The organism is Pseudomonas danubii (genome assembly GCF_042980055.1).
Lineage (GTDB): Bacteria > Pseudomonadota > Gammaproteobacteria > Pseudomonadales > Pseudomonadaceae > Aquipseudomonas > Aquipseudomonas danubii.
Genome location: NZ_CP116502.1, coordinates 76799 through 94072, shown reverse-complemented (window position 1 = coordinate 94072; position 17274 = coordinate 76799). Strand labels below are relative to the sequence as shown.

The window sequence follows — 17274 nt, the reverse complement described above, 5'->3', positions numbered from 1 at the left end:
TGGTTGCAGAGCATAACGGCATCCGCGGTACTTTTGCTGACAACGGCTGGCCCGGACAGGCTCCCAGACCAGCGGTCTTCCCAGTACGGGCCCGTCTGCCGGGCGTTTCAGGCGTTCAACGGGATATACAACTCCACCACGCTGTGGGGATTCATGGGGCCCAGAAAGCGTTCGCCGCTGTACTCGAACTCCAGGGCTTCGATGGGCAGCAGCCCGGCCGCGGGCAGCCATTCGCTGTAGGCGGCGCGGAAGGTTTCCGGCAGGGTTTGCACCGTGCCGTGATGCTCGACCCTGGCGTAGTGGCGGCCGGGGATTTCCAGTTCCACCATGCCCGGCACCAAGGGCGCGTCGGCCGCCACCGGCAAGCCGGCGATGTAGCGCCAATGGCCGTCCTCCAGAGGTTGGCAGATACCGTAAGTGCCAACGGGGTCGGCCAGTCGCTGGATCTCCTGCTCCCGGGGTTCGAAGCGCTGCCAGAGTTCGGCGATGGAGCCGGGATCATCCTGCTGCCAGGCCATGCCGATGATCCGCAGCGGCGCCAGGAGCACTTTTTCCGGCGTTTGCGGCGCAGGAATCTGGCGTTGCGGCTGCGCCAGATAGCGCTGCAGATGACCGAGCACCTTCTGGCTGCGGGCAATCTCGCTTTCCAGCTGCCGGGCGTGGTCCTGCAGTGATTGCTGCATGTGCAACACGCTGTCCAGGCCGCCCTGGTCCGCCAGCGTGCGGATGTCTTCCAGGGACATGCCCAGTTGCCGCAGCCAGACGATGCGGCCCAGGGTCACGATCTGTTCCGGGCTGTAGTAGCGATAGCCGTTGTCACGGCCGGTGAGGGCCGGGGTGAACAGGCCGATGCTGTCGTAATGGCGCAGGGTCTTGGTGGTGAGGCTGTGGCAGCGAGCCATTTGGCCGATGGTGAGCATGGAGCGTCCTTAGTGTGGTTGGGCTGCCAGGCAGGTTGAGCCTTTACCCAAGGGCAAGCTCAAGCCCGGCAGCGTGGCTCAGGACGATTTGCTCGGCTTGATCAGGCTTTCGGCCGGGATGCCGAACAGCTGGTGCAGTTTCCAGATCATCGGCAGGGTCAGCGCGCGCTTGCCGTTGAGCACTTCGTAGACGCGATTGGTGCGGCCGATGGCCGGCGCCAGGTCGGCGGCGGACAAGCCGGATTGCTCCATGCGGAACTTGATCGCCTCGATCGGGTTGGGCAGGTCCAGGGGAAACTGCCTGGCTTCGTATGCCTCGATCAGGGTGATCATCACATCGAAGTAATCGCCTTCAGGCGTCCCGGGCTGCGGTTCGTTGTCGAACAGGGGCGAGACGCTTTTGAGCGCGGCGCGGTAATCCTGGTCGGTGTGGATAGGGCGGATGTTCATGCGGGTTGCTCCATGTCTACGCTGTCGGCATCAATGGCGTCGTACTGTTGGTGAGTGCCCACGAACTTGATGTACAGCGCACCAAAGCGGTAGGCCACGGCAACGATCAGTAGATACTCGTTGCCCTTGATGTTGAAGACCACCCTGCGGCTTTTGAGAATGCTCGCGTTGCGATACTGGTCCTTGATCTGCGCAGGGTTGGACCACTCGGCATTCCTTGCTTCATCGATCCAGGCCAGCAGAGGCTGTTCTGCGTCCGGGTGCTTTGCCCAGAAGGCCTTCAACTGACTGACTGCAATAATTCTCATGGCGCGATCCTAGTCCCGTCCTGGGACTTAAACAAGTCGCTGAGTGCGTCAAGCGATGTACGGGCAGATCGCTGGATCTGCCCGCGCAGGCAACGTCGGCTCAGGGACGATCAGGTCATGCAGAGAGCGTGGCGTGCACGTCGTCCATCAGTGCCTTGCCCATCTCTGCCAGGTAGTGTGCCGCCCAAGCATAGTGGTCGCACCGGGGCTCCATGGCGGCCTCCAGGGTGAATTGCTTTGCCAGATGCAACAGCGCCGAGGCGTGTTCCAGGGCATCGCTGATCGGCACGTCGGCATTCACCCGAAACAGCGGATGCGGGTGTTCGCCGCACTGGGAAAAGCGGATTTCACCGAGGGTGGTCAGAGGCGATTGAGTGGTCATCGGGCACCTCCGGCTTTTTGTGACGGGAGGTAATGGAGAAACAGATTGCAGAAGCAGTTCATGGTCACGACTCCTTGATTCGAAGGACCGTCACCGTCTGCCGCCAAGCAGATCAGGGTGGCGGATTGCGCAGGATTGGCGGACCGGGAATCAAGGAACCGGCGAACCCGAAGGTTCTCCCACGCAACCCGCCATAACGCAGGTATGCGGGCGCAAAAAAAGCGCCCGCATGTGGGTGGGGCGCTGTTGCGCCTCGATTCTATCAGGCCGCCAAGCCTGTTCGCTGATTTTGCAGCGACGGTCGAACCATAGGTTGGAGTAGGGGGCGTCGCAACGGCATTACTGCGACATTTTGTGAACCAACCCTGTAGCCGCTGCCGCAGGCTGCGAACGACCGGAACGGTCGCAGCGATCTCCCAGGCGCCGAAGGCCCTTCGGTCCTTGTCGCAGCCTGCGGCAGCGGCTACAGAAAGCCCTGTTTCGCCATCTCACTGGTCGCGGCCCAACCCAGCCCCTGATACAGGGGCTTGCCGGCCTCGGTCGCATGCAGCACGGCAAAGCCCAGCCCGCGCTGGCTGAACTCGGCCTCTGCCAGTTTCATCAGCGCCGACGCCAGGCCGCGGCGCCGGTAGGCCGGTTCGACGTAGACGTTGAGCACGTAGCCGCGCTGATCCTGGGTTGGATGGGAAGGGTGGGGCGGCCAGTCGATGCTCATCAGGCCGATGCTGGCCACGCTCTGCTCGGCGTCCATCAGGGCGAAGCCGTAGTAGCGGCCGTCCTCGAGGCGTTCGCGCAACCAGGGGTGAAAGTGCTCGGTCATCACCTGCAAGGCGGAGAGGTCCTTACCCGCATCGAGAAACATCGCCTGGCGATGGCGGCAGATCAATTCAAGGTCCTGGGGCGTCAGGCGTCGTGGGCTCAGGCCCGGAATATCAAGGTCGGCTGCAATCTTGTTCATCGTCGGTTCCTCGGTGGGCAGGGACGATGCTAGGGCAGATCCACAGGCCGGGTCAGACACAGAGCGCCGCAAAATCTTGCATACAGTGCCCTGGGCCCCCGCCCACAAAAAAGGGCCAGCCTCACGGCCGGCCCTCGGGTTCAGCGCAGGGCCTTCAATCCCCCAGCGCTTCCCCTTCGCGCCGTGGATCGGCGCCGCCGGCCCAGGACGCCTTGCCCTGTGCATCACGCACGCGAACGATGGCTTGGGTGCCGCTGGTCATGTCGATCTCGTTCAGTTCATGACCCTGGGCTCTCAGCGCCTGTTTCAGCGCCGGGCTGAACTGGCCCTTCTCCAGTTCTGTGGGGCCGTTGCGGCTGCCGAAGTTGGGCAGGCCGACGGCGGTTTGCGGGTCGAGGTTCCAGTCGAGCATGCCCACCAGCGACTTGGCCACGTACTCGATGATCTGCGAGCCGCCGGGGGAGCCGACGCTGGCCAGCAGTTCGCCGCTGGCGCGGTCGAAGACCAGGGTCGGCGCCATGGACGAGCGCGGGCGCTTGCCGGGTTCGACGCGGTTGGCCACCTTCTGGCCGTTTTCCTCGGGGATGAAGGAGAAGTCGGTCAGCTGGTTGTTGAGCATGAAGCCCTGGACCATCAGGTGCGAACCAAAGGCCGCTTCCACCGTGGTGGTCATGGACACCGCGCCGCCCAAGTCATCCACCGCCACCACTTGCGAGGTGGAGATGCGCATCGGCGAGCGATCCGGTGCATAGGCCACCTGAATGCCCTGAGGCTTGCCCGGTTCGGCCTTGCCCAGGCTGCGTTCGCCAATCAGCGCAGCGCGCTGGGCCAGGTAGTTCGGGGCGATCAGGCCGGCCACCGGCACGGGCACAAAGTCGCTGTCGGCCACGTACAGGCCGCGGTCGGCATAGGCCAGGCGCTCGGCTTCGGCGATCAGGTGCACCGCTTGCGGTGCTGGCTCAAGGCCGGCGGGCAGGTTGGTTTTCTGCGGCTTGAGGTTGGCCAGGGTGTAGCGCGGGTCGCGTTGTTCCAGAGCCTGCAGGGTGCCGAGGATCTGCGCCACCGCCACACCGCCTGATGAAGGCGGCGGCATGCCGCACACCTGCCAGCGCTTGTAGTCGCTGCACAGCGGCGCGCGTTCCTTGGCGCGGTAGCCTTGCAGGTCGTTGAGCGACAGGCTGCCGGGGTTGGCGTGGCCCTGGACCTTGGCGACGATTTCCGCGGCCACCGGGCCTGTGTACAGGGCGTCCGGGCCTTCCTGGGCGATGCGTTTGAGCACGGCGGCCAGCTGTGGATTTTTCAGCAAGGTGCCCACGGCTTTCGGCGTGCCGTCGGCATTCAGGAAGTACGCGGCCATGTCCGGCGAGCGCGCCAGGAACGGGTCGGCGCTGATCATGCTGTGCAGCCGTGGCGAGATGGCGAAGCCTTGCTCGGCCAGGCGGATCGCCGGTTCGAACAATTGCGCCCAAGGCAGGCGCCCGTGTTTCTGGTGGGCCATTTCCAGGGCGCGCAGCACGCCCGGGGTGCCCACCGAGCGTCCACCGATCTGCGCCTGAGGGAAGGGCATCGGCTTGCCGTCCGCCTGCAGGAAGAGCTTCTCGGTGGCGCCGGCCGGCGCGGTTTCCCGACCGTCATAAGTGCGCACGGCCTTGCCGTCCCAGAGCACGATCATCGCGCCGCCGCCAATCCCCGAGGACTGCGGTTCTACCAGGGTCAGCACCGCTTGCATGGCAATCGCCGCATCAATGGCCGAGCCACCTTTGCGCAGCATCTCGCGCCCGGCCTCGGCGGCCAGCGGGTTGGCGGCGGCCGCCATGTGTTTGTCGGCATGCCGGGTTTGCATGTCGGTGCGGTAGCCCGAAGCGATTTCCGGAGCGGCAGGCAGGGCGGTGGAAGAGGGCGGGTTGTTGCAGGCGCTGAGGCTGAGGGCGGCGGCCAGCAGGCCGAGGCTGAGGAGTCGGGGGTGACGGGGAGGGAAGATCGAGAACACGCGTTGAGCTCCGTTCACTGGGAAATGAGGTGTCGTCCGTGGAGGGGAATGTACAGCAGTGGCGCCGCCAGCAGGGCCGGCAGGTGGCCATGACCGTGCGCTGGGCCAGTGGCAAGACGCTAGACAGCGGCCCTGTACATAGGGTCGCAGGCAGGCGTGCACCCGGCCACCGATTGATCTGAGTCAGGGCGGCTGGGGGAGGTTGGGCACATGGTGCAGCAAACCATAAGCCTGATGAGAGGACGCCATGCACGGTTGTAAGTGGTTACTTGTGTTCGGATTGCTGCTGGGGAGCGAGGCGCGGGGGGAGACGCCGAGCGAGCCGATCCTGCCGGTGCAGCCGGCGAAGATCAGCGATGTGGCCAAGGTGGAGTTGGGCAAGCAGCTGTTCTTCGACCCGCGCTTGTCCAAATCCGGTTTCATTTCCTGCAACTCCTGCCACAACCTGAGCATGGGCGGCAGCGACAACCTGCCCACCTCCATCGGCCACAACTGGCACCAGGGGCCGATCAACTCGCCCACGGTGCTCAACTCTGGGCTGAGTTTTGCCCAGTACTGGGATGGCCGTGCGGCGACGCTGCAGGAGCAGGCCAGCGGCCCGATCACCAACCCGGGGGAGATGGGTTTTACCCATGACCTGGCGGTGGACGTACTGCGTTCCATTCCCCAGTACCGGGCTTCGTTCAAGCGTGTGTATGGCAACGATGAGATCAGGTTCGAAGACGCCACCAACGCCATTGCCGCCTTCGAAGACACCCTGGTGACGCCCAACGCGCCGTTCGACCGCTGGCTCAAGGGCGACAAGGCGGCCATCAGCCCGACTGCGCTCAAGGGCTACCAACTGTTCAAGTCCATCGGCTGCGTGGCCTGCCACAACGGCGAGGCGGTGGGCGGCGGCTCGTTTCAGAAAATGGGCATGATCGAACCCTACGTCACCCAGAACCCGGCCCAGGGCGTAGCCGGGCTGACCGGCAAGGACGCCGACCGCATGCTGTTCAAGGTGCCGACCCTGCGCAACGTGGCGCTGACCTATCCCTACTTCCACGATGGTGCCTACTGGAAGCTGGAAGAGGCGGTGGACGTGATGGCCCGCCTGCAACTGGGGCGCAAGCTGGGCACTGAGGAAGTCGGCCAGATCGTGGCCTTCCTGGAAACCCTGACCGGCGATCAGCCGGACTTCAAATTACCGATGCTGCCGCCGTCATCGGCGCAGACACCGCGTCCGCAGCCGTTCAACTGACCGAAAAGAACCGCAGCGTGCGCCCTCCGTTCGCTGAGGGTGCCGCTAGCTATCCATCATCTCTGCCGCTTGCTGGGTCGCCTGGCTGGTCCGGGTGGCCAGCTTGCGTACTTCATCGGCGACCACCGCAAAGCCGCGTCCGGCCTCGCCGGCGCGCGCTGCCTCGATGGCGGCGTTCAACGCCAACAGGTTGGTCTGGCTGGCGATGCCCTGGATGGTGGCGACAATTTGCGTCAGTTTGTTGAGGGTTTCCTGCATCACCCGATGTTGTTCCGCCTGAGCTTCGCGCATCGCGCTTTCTTCATGGTGGGCATGGATATCGGTGATGGCGCCCACCACTCTTTGCGGGGAGCCGTCCTGCGCACGTCGTGTTTGTCCGCGGCCGCGAAACCAGCGGTATGTGCCATTTTTGTGTTTCAGTCGATAGGCCACATCGAACGGTGTCTTGCCGCTGCGATCGTTAACGTGGGCGACAAAGGCACCGATGGCCCGTGCGCTATCGTCGGGATGCAAGCGTGAGGTCCAGCTTTCCAGGGTGTTGGGAAACTCCTCAACCGTGTTGCACCCCAATAGCCGACGCATTTGCGACGACCACCAAATGGTGTTTTTCGGGTTCGCCGGGTCGCCGGCTACCACCTCGATGTCCCAGAGCCCGTCGTGCAGCATCTCCCGGGAAATGTCGAAACGGGTGGCCGCCAGTTCGAGTTGCTGGTTGTGCAGATACTGTTCGTGAATGTCACGAACGCTGCCGCCGATGGCCAGCGCCTTGCCTTGCTCGTCGCGCCGCGATACCCCGCTGATTCGGCACCAGCGATAGTCGCCGTCGGCGGTCGGCTTCATCCGCGCGTCCAGCGTAAACGGCGTGCGCCCACTGCGATCGGCCAGATGCCGGGTGAGCGCCTCCAGATGCAGTTGCTGGTCAGCCGGGTGCAGTCGTTCGCTCCAATCGCCCAGCTGATCGACACCCTGGACCTGGAGCGATGCCGGCCCGGTCCAGTGCATGGCCCATTCCGGCGTGGGGGTGGTGGTGGCGTCCAGTTCCAGCGTCCAAAACCACTCGCCTGCGCCTTGGCTGATCAGCGCCCAGTACGCTTGCGCTTGGTGCCACTGGCTGTTGCGCTCGGCCAGTTGTTCAGTCAACCGGGCGACGTCCATGCTCAGGGCGTGTGCCTGGTCCTTCAGGGTTCGCCGTTCCTGCAGCAGTTGTTCCACCCCGGCCAGGATGCGGCGCAATAACGGGTTGTTCGACGACAGCGGCGTGCAGTCCTGGTCAGGCAGTTCCAGCCTGTCGGCGAGCGGTGCCAAGACCCAGCGGGTGGTTCGGTTGAAAAAGTTCATGCAATACCTCTATCTGGGGTCAATGGATCAGCCAGCAAGGATTGCGTCTGGCGGGTCGACAAGGCATGGGCGTCAAACGCCGTCGCCCCTGGCAGGGTTTGCCAGGTGGATGGGCCCGCGGCGATTTCCTGAGCACTCAGCAAGCAGGTGTCGAGTTCACGCTGTAACGCCTCGGTATCCAGATCCTGGCCAATGAAAACCAACTCCTGCCGGCAATCGCCGACAATGCCGTCCCACTTGGCCATGATGCTCTGCAAGCGGTATTCATCCCGTGGCCAGTGCGATTGCTCAATGAAGTTCCACCAGCGCCCGACATAGTCCCACTGGAACTGCTTGCCGCTTTGCACCAGCAAGCCGGTTTCCAGGTGTCGGCTGGCAAGCCAGAAGTAACCCTTGCAGCGCAACAGGCGGCCGTCGCGCCAGGGCTGCTGGAGAAAGTCGAATAATCGCTGGGGGTGAAACGGCGCGCGCTCGCGGTACACCCAGGATGTCACGCCATAGGTGTCCGACTCGGAGGCCGGTGCGTCTTCGGCTTCCATCTTGCGCATCCAGCCCGGCGATGCGGCAAGGCTGGGTAAATCAAACAGGTGCGTGCCAAGGATGCTGGATAGGCCGACGTTGCCCTGGGTCATCGGCATGATCCGTGCGGTGGGGTTGAGGCCGGCGAGGATCGCGCGCACCGCCTGGTAGCCAGGCTCGTCGATCAGATCGAGTTTGTTGACCAGAATGACGTTGGCGTATTCCACCTGCTCGATCAGCAGGTCTGCCAGCTGACGTTGGGGCGCGTTGTTCTGGGCATCGTCGTGGGGCAGGGTGTCCGGTGACTGCAGCAGCGCTTGAAAACGACTGCCGTCGACCACCGTGACCAAGGTGTCGAGCCGCGCCAGTTCGCTGAGGCTGAAGCCCTCGGCGTCAAGGAAGGCGAACGTCTCGGCGACCGGCATCGGCTCCGAGATCCCCGTGGACTCAATGAGCAGATAGTCGAAGCGCTGCTGGCGTGCCAGGGCGCTGATCTGTTCGAGCAGGTCGGCCCGCAGCGTGCAGCAGATACAGCCATTGCTCATTTCGATCAGCTCATCGCGACCACGGTGCAGCATCACGTCGCGCTGCACCTCTTCGGCATCGATGTTGACCTCGCTCATGTCGTTGACGATGACGGCCACTCTCAGGCCTTCGCGATTGCGCAGGATATGGTTGAGCAGGGTGGTCTTGCCGGCGCCGAGGAAGCCAGAAAGCACGGTCACCGGCAGTCGGCCCGCCTGGGCGCCGTCAATCATAGGTTCACCGCTCGCGAGCTGGCGGCCTTGTCCAGGTAGCTTTCGAACAGGTCGACCACCACGAAACCATCATCGGCGGCCTCCCCCCACAGGTCTTTCACGCGAAACTCGACGTGGTAGGTCGGCTGATAGGCTGCGGTCAAGTCGCCATGACCTATCGCGTCCGGGAACGGCCATTTTTCTGAGGTCCGGTGCAGGACCACGCCTTCTTTGCCGCGCACGTAGGCCGGCATGCGGATATGCCCGGCCACATGCTCGTCGCGCACGACAACCCGGTCGCCGACTTCAAAGGGCGGCCGGCCGGTGATCGCCGGGCGACCCTGAGCATGCGCGGGGTTCGCCAGCTTGAAGTGAGAGCCCAGCGCCTGATCGAGCTCCGCCTGGGTGATGACGCCCGTTTCCACCAGCAGGGTGGCGGTCGCGATGACGTAGCGTTCGTAGTACTGGGTGCCGACATGTTGGCGGACATCCAGGCGTTCGACGGCGTGGCGCACTTCGTCCACGCTGAACTTCTTCAAGTGATCGGCACCGATAAACATCAAGCTGTAGGCCAGGTGCTCCCAGTCTTGCTTGAACACAGGCTGGTAGCTGAGGCTGTTGACGGTGTGCGGGACTTTGCCAAAGCCTTGAAACCCACCGAGATCGTGAAAGCCATCCATCGTGAATACCTCTGAACAGTGAAGGAAAGACAGCGCCCCGGTCAGGCCACGCGCGGTAGCGCCACGCCGATAAGGACATCCTTGGTGATCAATTGTCGAAGAGCCTCTTCATCCATGGACTCGCTGCCCTGAGGCCGCACAGGCAGTACCAGGTAGCGACTTTCGGCGCTGGTGTCCCACACCTTGACGGTGACTTCGTCCGGCAGCTCAGTGCCCAGTTCCCGCAGGACGGTGCGCCCTTCGCGAACCAGTCGGGCGCGGAACTCGAAGCCCTTGTACCACTCAGGCGGCAAGCCCAGGACCGGCCAGTTGGTGCAGGAGCACAGGCTGCACACAATCACGTTTTTCACACTGGGCGTGTCTTCCAGGGCAACGATGTATTCACCCTGCGGGCCGGTATAGCCAAATTGGGCGCAGGCAGCGGTGCCGTCCTTGAGCAGCAGTTCGCGGAACTGCGGGTCGACCCAGGCCTTGGCCACCACCCGAGCACCGTTCTGTGGGCTCCATTCGTGCGCCATCAGTTGTGTCATGTGCTCGATGTAACCGTCGGGGATCAGGTCCTTTTGCTTGAGCACTTGTAGTAACGCCTGTGCTCGCTCGCCTGGGGTTGATGTGTTTTTTGCATCTGTGGTCATCAGTTGACTCCTCATCATTGAGCTTCTGGGCAGCGCCTGGCGGCTTGTTCTTTTGGCGCTGCGTGGGACGCACCGGCTAATTGTTTTTCCAGTCGACCGCCGCTTCGAACGCCGCGGCAGCCTGGTAAATCGTGCCTTCTGCATAGTGCTTGCCCACCAGCATCAGCCCGACAGGCAAACCCTCTACCAGGCCGCAGGGAATCGACATGGCCGGATGGCCGGTGATGTCCTGGGCGGAGGCATTGCCGATCATTTCCAGCGCGCGGGCCACGTACTCGGTGATCGAGCAACCCGGCTCCGGGTGGGGTTGGGCAATGATCGGGACGGTGGGCATCACCAGCAGGTCGTAACGGCTCAATGCCGCGTCATAAGCGCTGCGTGCCAGGCGCCTGAGGTTTTGCGCCTTGGCATAGAAATGACCGTTGTAGCGGTCCAGGCCGTATTGCCCGACGAACATGCACAGTTTGAGAGAGGCGCTGAGGTCATTGGCCTGCTCGCGCCATCCGGCTTGCTTGTCCAGCAGCCCGAGGTCATACAGCCCTTTCCAGTTAAAGCCGGCCCCATTGCCGTGCATCATCTGCATCGTCAGGCCTTCACAGCCGATGGGATGCCACAGCGAACCGGCAATCTTGTGTTCGGGCACCGACACCTCTTCGACGTGCGCGCCCAGCCGCGAAAACGCTGCGATGGCATTGCGTACACAGGCGGCCACGCGCGGGTCCTGGTTGGCCAGCTCAAAGCCTTCGCGCAGGATGCCGATCCTCAGCCCGCTCACACCGCGTTCCAGGTAATCGGTGTAAGCGTCGACCTGGGGCGCGGCTTGGCGCGGATCGAGCCCATCGGCTCCCGCCATGACCTCCAGCATCAACGCGTTGTCCCGCACGCTTGCGCTGATGGGGCCGGCATGATCGATAGTCGCCTCGATGGCCATGATTCCGGTGTAAGGCACCAGCCCATGGGTCGGCTTCATTCCGTAAGTGCCGCAGAAGGCGGAAGGAATCCGGATCGACCCACCCTGGTCGCCGCCCACGGCCAGGTCGACCTCGCCTGCGGCCACCAGTGCGGCGCTGCCGGAAGACGAGCCACCCGAGGCAAACCCGTGGCGATAGGGGTTGTGCACCGGCGCGGGATCGGAGGTGTGACTGCCGCCAGACAGGCAGTAGTGCTCGCACGTTGCCTTGCCGAGGATGGTTGCGCCGGCATCCAGCAGTCGAGTGACCACGGTGGCATCGAAGGATGGAATGAACCCCTCAAGGGGTTTGGCGCCATTCATCATGGGGACGCCAGCCAGTGAAATGTTGTCCTTGAGTGCGACCGTTTTGCCCGCCAGTTTGCCTTCGCCAGCACCGCTGACTTGCGTTCGGAAGTACCAGGCGTTGAGCGGGTTGTGTGCACTGGACGGGCGATAGCCCGAGCTGCGTTCGTAACGTACCGGCGGGATGAAGTCAGGCAGCTCGTCTATCAGGTCATAAGCGTCGAAGCTTGACTGCATAAGCGCCAGGTATTCACCGGCTTGCTCTGCACTGAGCTGCATGTGCAGGTTGCTGGAGATGTCCAATAGCTGTTCGAGGGTGGGACGAACGATTGCCATGGTTGGGCTGTCCTTATCGTAAGTGGCCGAAGAGCACGGCGTGCTGATCAACATCAGTGGGGCCTGGCGCTCAAGATAGTCCGAGCCTGCTGGCGCAGGCTTGGTTGAAAAAGACATCGACTTGGCTGAGCCGGACACCCCGGCATCCAGGCGCACCGTGGTGTGCGGTGGCGGTCCGATGGGCTCTTGCTTCAAAAAATCCGCGCGTAACGCAGGTTTACCCGCAAGTCTTCCTGGGTGCCGTTGTCCACCGAGAGGTCCTTGCCCAATTGCAGTTGGATCTGGTCCTTGGGGGTGACGAATTGGGTGGCGGTAAGGCGGAAGTTGGTGGTGCCCAACTCGTTATCCTGATTGACGTGTTCGATGTTCGTCTCACCTCCCCAGGTGCGTCCGAAGCCGATGCCAAACGCGGTGCTGGCGTTCGGCATGTAACGCCCCATGATCTGTGCTGCAAAGGAGGCGTCCTGCTTCATGCGCTCGGCATTGGCAGCGTAATCAGTGTTGTCTCCATACCAGGTGGCGCCGCCTACCAGGTCCACGGCCCATTGTTCTGTGAAGTGTTTGACGTAGGCACTCTGCAGTTCGAATTTCCAGCGGTTCTCTCCGATGTTGAGTGCATCGTCCTTGTCATACGTACCCGTAGGCACGTACAGATACGGGGCGATGCTGAGCGTGTCGCGGGCTTCGTTGATCCGCCACTTGACCGGCGCGGTGAGGATCAGGTCGCCAAAGCCACGGGTGCTGCCCAGCGTTGAGGCGTCAGCCGCGCTGGAGACGTGGCCGAAAGGCAAAAGAAATTGCGGGTCGATGGTGACGGTGTCGCTGAGCGCGTAGACATGGATCAGCCGCAGGATGCCGACGTCCGAGGTCACCTTGAAGTCGGAGCTGACCTTGTGTCCGTTGGCATAAGCCGCGTCTGTGGTGGCGTGCTGGTAATAAATCGCACCGATGTTGGTGCCGGCCGGGTATTGCTCATAATCGCCGGGCGCAACTTCACCGGCGCTCGCGTGTAGCGCCGGTAACAGGGTGCAGAGGGGCAACAGGCGGATCTTGTTCATTGTTTATTCCTCGCGCAGCCAGACCCGGCCACCCGTGAAAGGGTGGCGAGTAGACATGAGTTGGGGGGAGGGGGTTAAACGTCGTTGGCGCTCAGGTGCCCGGCGCACGCGCGTCGCGCAACAGGCCGGTCTGCGAGTGACAGTTGATGTACTCGAATACCTGGCTCTTGGCGTCCGACACGGACACTTCGTGATATAGCCTGAGCTTCTTCAGGCCTGCGGCCACGCGGAAGAACGTCACGAAAATGCGCAGGTGAGTCGGGTGGGATTCAGCCCAGCGTTCGAGTTTTTCTACCGAGCGCCAGTGACCGATGTTGTAGCTGACGTCGAGAAAGTTGCCGTCCAGGTCGATGTTGCGCACGAACCTGTTGCTGTAGCAGCCCAACGGTTGGCCGTTGTCGCGCAGGAAGTCCATGCCGTCTTGCAAGGTGGGCAAAATTTCGTCGAGGTAGAGCGAGCGTTCGTCCGCCTCGGCATCCGCCCAGTCCTGGCCCGAACGAATCAGCGTCAGGTTGTCATGCCCCAGGACCACCACCCGTCCGCCTTTGGCCGGGTCGCCGGCGATCACTTGCAGTTCACCGGTAGGTTTCATCCAGTCCGTTTGGGAGATCGGGAAGCGGTCGCGCATCGAGCCCCAGTAACCGTGTTCTTCGATTTCCCCGCTGGTTGCATCCATGACCGCGCCGACACCGGGCAGGTTGTCCTGAAAGGCGTACAGCGTCTCGAACTGCTCGGCGCGTGGTGCGCTGATTTCCCGAAAATAGCCAAGGCCGTCGTTGAGGCGATCCGGTGACGCCCACCAGTCGTTCACCGGCGCCGAGCGCAACCAGCGACAGTGCGCAGCAGGGTCTTTCCAGTACCCGACCACGATCAAATTCTCAAAGCCGCTGCTGTCGGTGTGGTGGGTCAAATCATGGTGCTGCGGGCCATCGGCCAGGCTGAAGCTGCCGACAATGTGACGCATGGCCTGCAGTGCGGCTTCGCGCTGGGCCTGGCCTCGATACTGCACGCCGAGGTAGGCCATCACCACTTGTTGCAACTGCTCGTCGGCCCGTGCCACCCACATCGCAAAGGGCGGTTGGTAGTCTTCGGGCACGCGGCGCGACAGGCTGCGTGGGCATTTGAGATGTCTGTCGATTGCGGATTCCATCTTGAGCTCCTGGTTGTTTTCGTTCAGGCCTACGGGTTGGCGTCAGTGCTTCGGCGACGGGCCGCGCTTGGCGGCCTGTCGTCGGTGCAGCAGCTTCATGGCTCCCCACTCAATCAACCAATAAGCCGACTCTTCAGGCATGAGGTCGCGCCTCAGCAGAAGCCAGGAGCAATCAGCCAATCGTTGTGAACACGGTCTATGCATGGCATGCCTCATCAGCGGGATATGAGCTGCTGTGAGGTGGAAATTAGGCTGGGCGGTGAGGGACCGCTTGGTTCGCCGAGACAATCGTTTGGTTGGAAAAGACAGGGTGGCGACTGACGCTCTACCCATGACCTGCCTTGGTGCGCCGCTGCCGACGGTTGGCGTTCTGTGCCTCTAAATGGGCGGGACCAGGGCTTGAAAACTCGCGGATGGGTAGGCCACCTCGATGAGACATCCGCGGTTGGACCTCAAGGGGGCGCGCCATTGTGCTTGGCCTGCTAATTGCTTTGGGTTGCGAATTGCTTACACCTTCTTGAGCTCTAACTGCACCGCTGTACCGAGGTCCGTGCCATGAATCCAAGCACTCAGTATTCGACCCTTGCCGTTCCGGCACCGCGTCGCTTTGATTACTGGAAAGAAGTGGTCTGTCGCCATTGCTTAGCGGCAGATAGCAAACCCTTGTCTCAGGGCAGTTTCGATGGTGCGCTTAGCATCAATACCCTGGGCGAACTGGACGTCTGTTCCCTGTCATCGCCACTGCATTACTGGGAGCGCTCCGAGCAGCACCTGCGCAGTGGTCCGGCTGAGGACTTATGGCTGGGGTTCGCCCGAAATGGCCATGGCCAGATTGAACAAGGTGGAAGAAAAGCCAGCCTGAGCACTGGCAATCTGTTTCTTTATGACGCAACTCAAGCGTTTCGATTCAGCCTGGGTGGTACCGAAAACCACTTGATCCGCATTCCCCGAGCCTTGCTGACCGAGCCTCTGCCGCGTATTGCGGAACAGACTGCGATGGTCCTCGACGACCGGCGCCCTGGCGTTATCCCGCTCCGTGAAATGTTGCGTCAGGTGGCCAGCACGCCGGCGTCGCTGCAGGGTGAGCGCGTTTCTAATCGGTGTTCAAGTGTATTGCTTGACCTGTTGGTGATGAGCCTGGAACTCCAGGATCTGAATGCAACTCATCAGGAGCTGGACCTCTACGCTCGCATCATGAAGTACATCCAGCGCCACTTGAGCGATCCGGACCTGTCGATTGAACTCATCGCGCAGGCCCACAATGTGTCCACCCGGACCGTCACGCGCGCCTTCGCCCGCTACCAGAAAACCCCTGTCGCGGAAATTTGGAAAGAGCGCCTGAATGCCAGCCGTGAAGCGATTGAACGTGGGCAAGTACGCAGTGTGTCCCAGGCCGCGCTGGACTTCGGATTTTCTGACTTCTCTCATTTCAGCCATGCATTTCGCAAACGATTTGGCGTTGCGCCCAATACCCTCTTGCGTCGAGATTGAGACGGCTCGCGAAGCAGATGTGTGACTGACGCAGCGACGAGTTGATTCGCATAGTCGAGGGGATGGGAGGTAGACAGCCAGAAACAAGAAAGCCCGCACTAGGCGGGCTTCTTGAGGTGATTCATAGACTGCTGTAGACATCTATGGATCGGTACTTGGTGGCTACACAGGGACTTGAACCCCGGACCCCAGCATTATGAATGCTATGCTCTAACCAACTGAGCTATGTAGCCAAGTGGCGCGCATTATTCGCGCAGAACGACAATGCGTCAAGCGTTTTTATAAAAAAATTATCTACGCTATCAACCGTTTATCCCTTCCCCCCCGAAATCAGCGGCGACGGGCAGCGCTGGAACCAGCGGCTAGCCTGTTCGTAGGCGTGGGCCAGTTGCAGGACGGCGAAGTCGGCCTGGTGTTTGCCGATGATCTGCAAGCCCATGGGCAGGCCTTCGGCATTGAAGCCGGCCTGGACACTGGCCACCGGACAGCCGGACAAGGTGCCGGGAATCACCACCTCCATCCAGCGGTGATAGGTGTCCATGGCCACGCCTTCGATGCTGCGCGGCCAGGGGGTGTGCTTGTCGAAGGGGAAGACCTGGGCGCTGGGCAGCAGCAGGTAGTCGAAGCGCTCGAACAGCTTTGAAATGGCGCGGTACCAGTCGCTGCGGATCACTGAGGCTTCGAATACCTGACTGGCGGAGAGCTTGAGGCCGTTCTCCACTTCCCAGATGGCCTCGTCCTTGAGCAGTGTGCGTTTCTGTGGATCGGCATAGGTGCTGCCCAGGGACCCGGCGACCATCCAGTGGCGTAGGGTGCGCCAACTGCTCCACAGGCGCTCGGGGGCGAAGTTCGGGCTGGCCGGTTCGACGCTGCAGCCCAGGCTGCGGAAATCGCCCAAGGCCTTTTCGCAGAGTTGCAGCAGGCCCTTTTCCATCGGCAGGTAACCGTTGAAGTCCCCCAGCCAACCCAGGCGCGTGCCCTTGAAGTCGCGCTCCAGTGGCGCGGCGAAGCCCTGGCCGGATTCGGCGATGGACAGCGGCGCCCGTGCATCGCCGCCGGCCTGTACTGACAGCAGCAGGGCCGCGTCGCGCACGCTGCGGGCCATGGGGCCTTCGTAGCCGAGCTGGTCGATGAACAGGTCGCTGCTGTCGTCGAACGGCACCCGGCCCTGGGACGGGCGGAAGCCGAAGATGTTGTTGAAGGCCGCCGGGTTGCGCAGCGAGCCCATCATGTCGCTGCCGTCGGCCACCGGCACCAGGTGCAGGGCCAGGGCTGCGGCGGCGCCGCCACTGCTGCCGCCAGCGGTCTTGCTCGGGTCATAGGCACAGCCGGTGGCGCCGAACAGCGGGTTGTAGGTCTGCGAGCCGAGGCCGAATTCCGGGGTGTTGCTCTTGCCGATAATGATCGCCCCGGCAGCCTTGATCCGTTCCACCATGATGCCGTCGCGCTCGGGGATGAAGTCCCGGTACAGCGGCGAACCCAGGGTGGTGCGGATGCCCTGGGTCAGGGACAGGTCCTTGATCGCGTGGGGTAGGCCGTGCATCCAGCCGCGATAGTCGCCACGGGCCAGTTCGGCGTCGCGCTGCTCGGCCTGGGCCAGCAGGCTGTCGGCCGGTTGCAGGCTGACCAGGGCATTGACCTTGGGGTTGTAGCGTTCGATGTGGGCAAGGTAGGTCTGCATCACTTCCCGACAGGAAACCTGACGCAGGCGGATACGCTCGGCGAGTTCATGGGCCTGGAGCAGGACCAGTTCGCTGGGGGGATTGGCGTTCATGGCAGGGGGCCTTTCAAACGGCTTTAGAAACGCCCCGGCATCCAGGGGCGGCA

Annotated in this window: 15 protein-coding genes, 1 tRNA gene and 2 pseudogenes; 2 read left to right on the top strand and 16 right to left on the bottom strand. The window is 62.6% G+C overall.

Going from position 1 to position 17274, the window contains the following annotated elements; translation table 11 throughout:
• Nucleotides 1-107: 107 nt before the first annotated feature.
• From PFZ56_RS00490 to ggt, 6 genes are all read right to left on the bottom strand, one after another.
• Nucleotides 108-920 carry an effector binding domain-containing protein gene (locus PFZ56_RS00490; RefSeq protein WP_170001520.1) on the bottom strand — a complete coding sequence of 271 codons (813 nt, stop codon included), beginning with the start codon at nucleotides 918-920 and terminating at the stop codon, nucleotides 108-110.
• Between the two features lie 78 nt (nucleotides 921-998).
• The gene (locus PFZ56_RS00485; protein ID WP_016967390.1) at nucleotides 999-1370 is read right to left on the bottom strand and encodes a type II toxin-antitoxin system HigA family antitoxin; all 372 of its coding nucleotides are present in this window, start codon (nucleotides 1368-1370) and stop codon (nucleotides 999-1001) included.
• Complete coding sequence (locus PFZ56_RS00480; RefSeq protein WP_170001519.1) at nucleotides 1367-1678, bottom strand: type II toxin-antitoxin system HigB family toxin; 312 nt, start codon at nucleotides 1676-1678, stop codon at nucleotides 1367-1369. The genes PFZ56_RS00485 and PFZ56_RS00480 overlap by 4 nt, the downstream gene beginning before the upstream one ends.
• 115 nt (nucleotides 1679-1793) lie before the next feature.
• Nucleotides 1794-2060 (bottom strand): DUF3077 domain-containing protein, encoded by a 267-nt coding sequence (locus tag PFZ56_RS00475; RefSeq protein WP_170001518.1) that lies wholly within the window; start codon nucleotides 2058-2060, stop codon nucleotides 1794-1796.
• 463 nt (nucleotides 2061-2523) lie between these two features.
• Nucleotides 2524-3018 (bottom strand): GNAT family N-acetyltransferase, encoded by a 495-nt coding sequence (locus tag PFZ56_RS00470; protein WP_102880943.1) that lies wholly within the window; start codon nucleotides 3016-3018, stop codon nucleotides 2524-2526.
• Nucleotides 3019-3172: 154 nt separating this feature from the next.
• Complete coding sequence (ggt, locus tag PFZ56_RS00465; RefSeq protein ID WP_170001517.1) at nucleotides 3173-5008, bottom strand: gamma-glutamyltransferase; 1836 nt, start codon at nucleotides 5006-5008, stop codon at nucleotides 3173-3175.
• 271 nt (nucleotides 5009-5279) lie between these two features.
• Between ggt and PFZ56_RS00460 the strand changes: the two genes are divergently transcribed.
• Nucleotides 5280-6248, top strand: coding sequence for a cytochrome-c peroxidase (locus PFZ56_RS00460; protein WP_306383202.1), 969 nt, complete (start codon nucleotides 5280-5282; stop codon nucleotides 6246-6248).
• 69 nt (nucleotides 6249-6317) lie between these two features.
• Here PFZ56_RS00460 and PFZ56_RS00455 read toward each other — a convergent pair.
• From PFZ56_RS00455 to PFZ56_RS00420, 8 genes and pseudogenes are all read right to left on the bottom strand, one after another.
• A pseudogene (locus PFZ56_RS00455) lies at nucleotides 6318-6509 on the bottom strand (methyl-accepting chemotaxis protein); the annotation flags it as partial.
• A gap of 111 nt (nucleotides 6510-6620) precedes the next feature.
• Nucleotides 6621-7250: pseudogene (locus PFZ56_RS00450) on the bottom strand (PAS domain-containing protein); the annotation flags it as partial.
• Between the two features lie 332 nt (nucleotides 7251-7582).
• On the bottom strand, nucleotides 7583-8863 hold the full coding sequence (locus PFZ56_RS00445) for a GTP-binding protein (protein ID WP_170001516.1): 1281 nt from the start codon (nucleotides 8861-8863) through the stop codon (nucleotides 7583-7585).
• Entirely contained in the window at nucleotides 8860-9522 is a 663-nt protein-coding gene (gene nthB / locus PFZ56_RS00440) for a nitrile hydratase subunit beta (protein WP_102880938.1), read from the bottom strand. The genes PFZ56_RS00445 and nthB overlap by 4 nt, the downstream gene beginning before the upstream one ends.
• A gap of 41 nt (nucleotides 9523-9563) precedes the next feature.
• A complete protein-coding gene (gene nthA / locus PFZ56_RS00435) occupies nucleotides 9564-10157 on the bottom strand; it encodes a nitrile hydratase subunit alpha (RefSeq protein WP_102880937.1) in 594 nt (197 codons plus the stop codon).
• Between the two features lie 76 nt (nucleotides 10158-10233).
• Nucleotides 10234-11748 carry an amidase gene (locus tag PFZ56_RS00430; RefSeq protein ID WP_102880936.1) on the bottom strand — a complete coding sequence of 505 codons (1515 nt, stop codon included), beginning with the start codon at nucleotides 11746-11748 and terminating at the stop codon, nucleotides 10234-10236.
• A 191-nt stretch (nucleotides 11749-11939) separates the two neighbouring features.
• Nucleotides 11940-12806, bottom strand: a complete 867-nt coding sequence (locus PFZ56_RS00425; protein WP_170001515.1) for a transporter — start codon at nucleotides 12804-12806, stop codon at nucleotides 11940-11942.
• Nucleotides 12807-12897: 91 nt separating this feature from the next.
• On the bottom strand, nucleotides 12898-13956 hold the full coding sequence (locus PFZ56_RS00420) for a phenylacetaldoxime dehydratase family protein (RefSeq protein ID WP_102880934.1): 1059 nt from the start codon (nucleotides 13954-13956) through the stop codon (nucleotides 12898-12900).
• A gap of 555 nt (nucleotides 13957-14511) precedes the next feature.
• On the opposite strand from PFZ56_RS00420, the gene PFZ56_RS00415 reads away from it, so the two are divergent.
• Nucleotides 14512-15447, top strand: coding sequence for a helix-turn-helix domain-containing protein (locus tag PFZ56_RS00415; protein ID WP_102880933.1), 936 nt, complete (start codon nucleotides 14512-14514; stop codon nucleotides 15445-15447).
• Nucleotides 15448-15603: 156 nt separating this feature from the next.
• On the opposite strand, the gene PFZ56_RS00410 is transcribed toward PFZ56_RS00415, so the two are convergent.
• A tRNA-Met gene (locus PFZ56_RS00410) sits at nucleotides 15604-15680 on the bottom strand.
• Between the two features lie 77 nt (nucleotides 15681-15757).
• On the bottom strand, nucleotides 15758-17221 hold the full coding sequence (locus PFZ56_RS00405; RefSeq protein WP_170001514.1) for an amidase: 1464 nt from the start codon (nucleotides 17219-17221) through the stop codon (nucleotides 15758-15760).
• Between the last annotated feature and the right edge of the window lie 53 nt (nucleotides 17222-17274).

What these genes read in the sequence shown, in the direction of transcription:
- PFZ56_RS00490 (WP_170001520.1), bottom strand. Translation starts at nt 920, where the DNA reads ATGCTCACCATCGGCCAAATGGCTCGCTGCCACAGCCTCACCACCAAG.
- PFZ56_RS00475 (WP_170001518.1), bottom strand. Translation starts at nt 2,060, where the DNA reads ATGACCACTCAATCGCCTCTGACCACCCTCGGTGAAATCCGCTTTTCC.
- PFZ56_RS00405 (WP_170001514.1), bottom strand. Translation starts at nt 17,221, where the DNA reads ATGAACGCCAATCCCCCCAGCGAACTGGTCCTGCTCCAGGCCCATGAA.
- nthB (WP_102880938.1), bottom strand. Translation starts at nt 9,522, where the DNA reads ATGGATGGCTTTCACGATCTCGGTGGGTTTCAAGGCTTTGGCAAAGTC.
- PFZ56_RS00430 (WP_102880936.1), bottom strand. Translation starts at nt 11,748, where the DNA reads ATGGCAATCGTTCGTCCCACCCTCGAACAGCTATTGGACATCTCCAGC.
- PFZ56_RS00480 (WP_170001519.1), bottom strand. Translation starts at nt 1,678, where the DNA reads ATGAGAATTATTGCAGTCAGTCAGTTGAAGGCCTTCTGGGCAAAGCAC.
- PFZ56_RS00445 (WP_170001516.1), bottom strand. Translation starts at nt 8,863, where the DNA reads ATGATTGACGGCGCCCAGGCGGGCCGACTGCCGGTGACCGTGCTTTCT.
- PFZ56_RS00485 (WP_016967390.1), bottom strand. Translation starts at nt 1,370, where the DNA reads ATGAACATCCGCCCTATCCACACCGACCAGGATTACCGCGCCGCGCTC.
- nthA (WP_102880937.1), bottom strand. Translation starts at nt 10,157, where the DNA reads ATGACCACAGATGCAAAAAACACATCAACCCCAGGCGAGCGAGCACAG.
- PFZ56_RS00415 (WP_102880933.1), top strand. Translation starts at nt 14,512, where the DNA reads ATGAATCCAAGCACTCAGTATTCGACCCTTGCCGTTCCGGCACCGCGT.
- PFZ56_RS00470 (WP_102880943.1), bottom strand. Translation starts at nt 3,018, where the DNA reads ATGAACAAGATTGCAGCCGACCTTGATATTCCGGGCCTGAGCCCACGA.
- PFZ56_RS00420 (WP_102880934.1), bottom strand. Translation starts at nt 13,956, where the DNA reads ATGGAATCCGCAATCGACAGACATCTCAAATGCCCACGCAGCCTGTCG.
- PFZ56_RS00425 (WP_170001515.1), bottom strand. Translation starts at nt 12,806, where the DNA reads ATGAACAAGATCCGCCTGTTGCCCCTCTGCACCCTGTTACCGGCGCTA.